This is a genomic window from Aquimarina sp. RZ0, assembly GCF_008370685.1.
Taxonomy (GTDB): domain Bacteria; phylum Bacteroidota; class Bacteroidia; order Flavobacteriales; family Flavobacteriaceae; genus Aquimarina.
Genome location: NZ_VTZU01000146.1, coordinates 1 through 4795 on the forward strand (window position 1 = coordinate 1; position 4795 = coordinate 4795).

The 4795-nt window shown below is 31.9% G+C and carries 4 protein-coding genes and 1 pseudogene; 3 read left to right on the top strand and 2 right to left on the bottom strand.

What is annotated here, in order from left to right:
- Positions 1-211: 211 nt before the first annotated feature.
- The gene (locus F0000_RS26475) at positions 212-1249 is read right to left on the bottom strand and encodes a UDP-glucose--hexose-1-phosphate uridylyltransferase (RefSeq protein ID WP_149627710.1); all 1038 of its coding nucleotides are present in this window, start codon (positions 1247-1249) and stop codon (positions 212-214) included.
- A gap of 2 nt (positions 1250-1251) precedes the next feature.
- Positions 1252-2397, bottom strand: a complete 1146-nt coding sequence (gene galK / locus F0000_RS26480; RefSeq protein ID WP_149627711.1) for a galactokinase — start codon at positions 2395-2397, stop codon at positions 1252-1254.
- Positions 2398-2581: 184 nt separating this feature from the next.
- On the opposite strand from galK, the gene F0000_RS26485 reads away from it, so the two are divergent.
- The 3 genes and pseudogenes from F0000_RS26485 to tnpA form a co-directional block, all read left to right on the top strand.
- The gene (locus tag F0000_RS26485; protein ID WP_149627712.1) at positions 2582-3283 is read left to right on the top strand and encodes an NUDIX domain-containing protein; all 702 of its coding nucleotides are present in this window, start codon (positions 2582-2584) and stop codon (positions 3281-3283) included.
- A gap of 43 nt (positions 3284-3326) precedes the next feature.
- On the top strand, positions 3327-4343 hold the full coding sequence (locus tag F0000_RS26490; protein WP_149627713.1) for a GntR family transcriptional regulator: 1017 nt from the start codon (positions 3327-3329) through the stop codon (positions 4341-4343).
- A 108-nt stretch (positions 4344-4451) separates the two neighbouring features.
- A pseudogene (tnpA, locus tag F0000_RS26495) lies at positions 4452-4694 on the top strand (IS200/IS605 family transposase); the annotation flags it as partial.
- Positions 4695-4795: the final 101 nt, after the last annotated feature.

The following is a 4795-nucleotide window of genomic DNA, read 5'->3' on the forward strand; positions in this document are numbered from 1 at the left end:
AAAAAATAAACCGTAGCTATAGCTATGCTTGATTTTTTTGCCTTGCATAAAGAAAAAATAATTCAATGAATTTATACGAATTTTTTAATCACAAATCGTATAACAATAACTTTAAAGGATTTTATTTTCGTTATTACATCAAAATAAAAATAAGCCGTAGCTCAAGGCTATGGCTTATTTTTATATGAGAATTTTTAAAACCAGAAATGGTTTAGTTATATGAATAGTGAGTATCGCTTTGTTCTCTTATAGTCTTTGCAGCTTGTTCTGCAGTAATATCTCTTTGTGGATTCGCAAACATTTCATAACCAACCATAAATTTCTTAACTGTAGAGGATCTCAATAAAGGTGGGTAAAAAGACATATGCATGTGCCATTCTTCATGATCCAGTCCATCCGTAGGAGCTTGATGAATTCCAGAGGAGTATGGAAAAGAAGTCTTAAAAATATTATCGTACTTCGTAGTCAATTCTTTGATAATTTCGGCAAAACTCTTTTCTTCTTCTATTGTTAATTGATCAATACGTTGAACTTTTCTACGAGGAATAATAATAGTTTCAAATGGCCATACAGCCCAATAAGGAACTAATGCTACAAAATGATGATTCTCTATTAATACTCTCTCTTTTAGTGCAAGCTCCTGATCCAGATAACTGGTCAATAATGATTTCTTATGCTCTTCCCAGTATTCTTTCTGTTGTTTTGTTTTCTTTTTTATTTCTTCGGGAATCGATCGCTGCGCCCATATCTGACCGTGAGGATGAGGATTGCTGCACCCCATTACTGCTCCTTTATTTTCAAAAATTTGCACATAATTAATAGCATCCATGCTGCCAAGAGCCGAAAACTCATGTTTCCATAATTTAACAACTTCTGTAATCTCTTCTACCTTCATTATAGGTAATGTGAGTGAATGATTCGGTGAGAAACATACAACTTTACAAATTCCGGTTTCAGAATCTGCTTTTAACAAACCTTCTCTATACGTAGCTTCTGGAATTCCTTTTAGTAATGCTGAAAAATCATTGGTAAATGAAAAAGGTTTGTCATAATCAGGGTTCTGATCACCACTAGCTCTCATATTACCCGGACATAAATAGCAATTTTCATCATAAGAAATCTTAGAGAATTCAGCGGGGGCTTCATTTTTTCCTTGCCAGGGTCTTTTGGTACGATGTGGCGAAACCAATACCCATTCTCCTGTGAGTATATTATACCTTCTATGAGGGTTGTCATTAAAGTCTTGCATGATTAAGCTTGGATTGAAGTTCCTTTACTAGGAACAGTTATAAAAGAAGTTAATTCAATGTCGAATTTATTTTTATAGGCTTTTTTCACTTTGGTCAAATACTCATCAATACTATCCGGATGGATTAAATTTATAGTACAACCACCAAAACCACCACCCATCATTCTCGACCCGATAATTCCATCATAGTCTTCAGAAAAATCTACTAAAAAATCAAGCTCCGGGCAACTCACCTTATATTGGTGCTGTAAACCTCGATGTGATTGATACATTAATTTTCCAAATTGTACTAAATCACCATTATCCAAAGATTCTGATGCCTGGAGTACCCTTCCATTTTCTTCTATTACATAGTGTGCTCTCTGATACAGTGTATCTGTTAGCTCATTTTTAAATTCATCTAACATATTTTTAGTAATACCTCTTAGCGATTTTATTTGCGGATAAGATGATGAAACGATTTTTACTACCTCCTCACATTCCTCACGGCGTGTATTATACTCACTAGAAGCAAGATTATGAGAAACATTCGTGTTTAATAGTAAAATTTTGTAGGGATCAAAACTTGCATCCACAAATCTGTGTTCTTGCGATTTGCAATCTAAAAGAATGACCTTTTTATCTTCACTCATTACAGATGAAAATTGATCCATAATTCCACATTTTGTACCTACATACGTATGCTCAGCACGTTGAGAAAGTGCAACAATATCAATTTTTGACAATCCTAAATTAAAAATTTCGTTAAGCCCATAGGCCAAACCGCATTCTAATGCTGCAGAAGAACTAATGCCTGCTCCGATAGGTAATTGGCTTTCTATAATACAGTCAAAACCTTTTACTTTTCTAGTGATTTTTGAAATTTCATTCAGTACACCAAGAATATAATTTTCCCATTCTTTATCACTCGGCGTTACATTCTCTAAATCTATAGTAAGCATCTTATCATAAGTTGCGCTATATATACTACAATCAGTATCTGAATTATTTCTCTTGAATGAAAACACAATTTTTTTGTCGATCGCTGTTGGCATCACAAATCCATTGTTGTAATCCGTATGTTCTCCAATAAAATTTATTCTCCCGGGAGAATGTATTACCAATTCTGGTTTAAAATTCTCTACAACTTTTTCGTTTTTATCATTCATTTCTCTTCGTTAATATGATATATATTTCTGCAAATATAGGACAAGTCCAATCAACATTCTTTTGGTTTAGAAATCAGGCAAATATAATAAATGTATTTTTTACATTTATTAATAGTGTAATAATTTTCCTTATTTTGCATAGAAATTAATTTCTTCTTATAAAATTTGGTTTATACTATTTAAAATGAATTCATATATCCAAAAAGATAAGTACCAAAAGGATAAGTTTTACGTGGCTGTAGACTGTATCATTTTTGGATTTAATAAAGGTAGGTTAAAGTTACTTGTTTTTAACAGAAAAATAGACCCTTTTAAAGGCTCATTATCATTGATTGGTAGTTTTGTAAACATTGGAGAGAGTGTTCCAGATGCTTCAGAAAGAATTCTGGAAGAATTTACAGGGCTTAAAAATATTTATACCAAAGAGCTAAAAACATACAGTACTGTAGATAGAGATCCTGCATACAGATGTATATCTGTGGCTCAATATGCATTAATCAGAATCAATAATACTATCGAGCAAATTGTGGATGACAATGGAGCAAAATGGTTTGATGTTGATGAAACCCCTCAATTAATTCTGGATCATAACCAAATGGCTGTTGATGCTCTTAGAAGAATTGAAGAAATGGCCAGATACAAACCAATTGGGTTTGAGCTTTTGCCAGAAAAATTCACAATCCCTCAATTACAAAAGCTTTATGAAGCTATTTACAGGAGAAACTTGGATCCTCGAAACTTTAGAAAAAAAATACTATCTTTTGATCTGATAATCAAACTGGATGAAAAAGATAAAACAACCTCTAAAAAAGGCGCTTTTTTATATAAATTTGATTATCAGAAGTATAAGAAATTTCAGGAATCAGGATATAATTTTGAAATCTAAACCTCCCCAGGAACTATCTGAATAAAATAAACAAGATTACTATATGTCTCCATTATTAGAAAAAATATACGATTTACAAAATATAAATACGATTTCTAAGCACGAACAAATTGTTCACGGAATCATAGGAGCTATTGATGCTGGCATCCTTAAAGTTGGAGACAAATTACCTTCTATTAATGAAATGGTTTCTGACATTGGATATGCGAGAAAAACTTTTGTGAAAGCATATACAGAGCTTAAAGAACGTGGACTTGTAGAGTCCAAAAATCTAAAAGGCTACTATATTATAAGTGAAGAAACCAATGTTACATTAAAAGTAGCCCTGATTTTATTTGCTTTTCATAGTTTTCAGGAAGAGTTTTATAATACGTTTAGAAAAGAACTTGGTAAAAGATATCATATCGATATATTTTTTCACCACAACAATCTCAATCTCTTTAAAACGATCATGGATAATATATCTCGTAAATATGGGATGTACGTCATAGCGCCTATTCAGGAAGAAACTGTGCCGTCTATGCTAAAATTAATTCCTCCTGATCGATTATTGATTATAGATCGTTACCTAAACATGCCAAAAGAGTATTCATACATATCCCAGGAGTTTGAAGAAATTACCTATCAAAAACTGGTAGAACTTACTCCACAGATTGGCAAGTACAATAGGTTTGTCTTATTTTTTAAAGAAGATTCTGATTTTCCTTCAGAAATCCTTTCTGCATTCAATCGCTATATCAAAGATTATAATATTAATGGAGATGTTCTTGAGAACTATGAGCCTAATACTATAAAGAAAAACACTGCTTATTTTTCTATTAGTGACACGCATCTATGGTTAGTTCTCAAAGATGCTCGTAAAATGGAATATCTTATTGGTTCTGATATTGGAATTCTGGCTCACGATGATAATATTGTAAAGGAAATTGCTTTTGGTGGAATTACTACAATTTCTACTGATTTTGAAATTATGGCTAAAAAAGCTGCTGTTTTTGTAAAAGAAGGGAATGCTATTAAAGAAATTACACCTACATATTTGAGGCAAAGAAACTCATTGTAAATGAATCCTTTGAAGCCTATTGAATAAGATAGTAAGCAATTTTTTTATTCGCTTTCAGGTTTAATACCTCGAGGCTTGCCTCTTTAATTATTACTATTTTGTGACTCGATGTCACAAAATAGTAAATATATCCATAAGAGTCATAATGTTACAGTTTTGCTGTATCATTTGTTGAGTAGTGCTAACTATAGAAGAGTAGTATTGACTGATTCAGTAGATAAGGTTTTAGTCGAAGTTTATAAAGCTATAAGTGATAGATATGAGATTCATTTTTTGGAAACAGGTACAGATAAGAATCATGTTCATTTTTTTATTCAGAGTGTTCCGTCATATAGCGTTACAAAAATTGTTATACGATTTGTGATTAAAAAATTCGTATAAATTCATTGAATTATTTTTTCTTTATGCAAGGCAAAAAAATCAAGCATAGCTATAGCTACGGTTTATTTTTT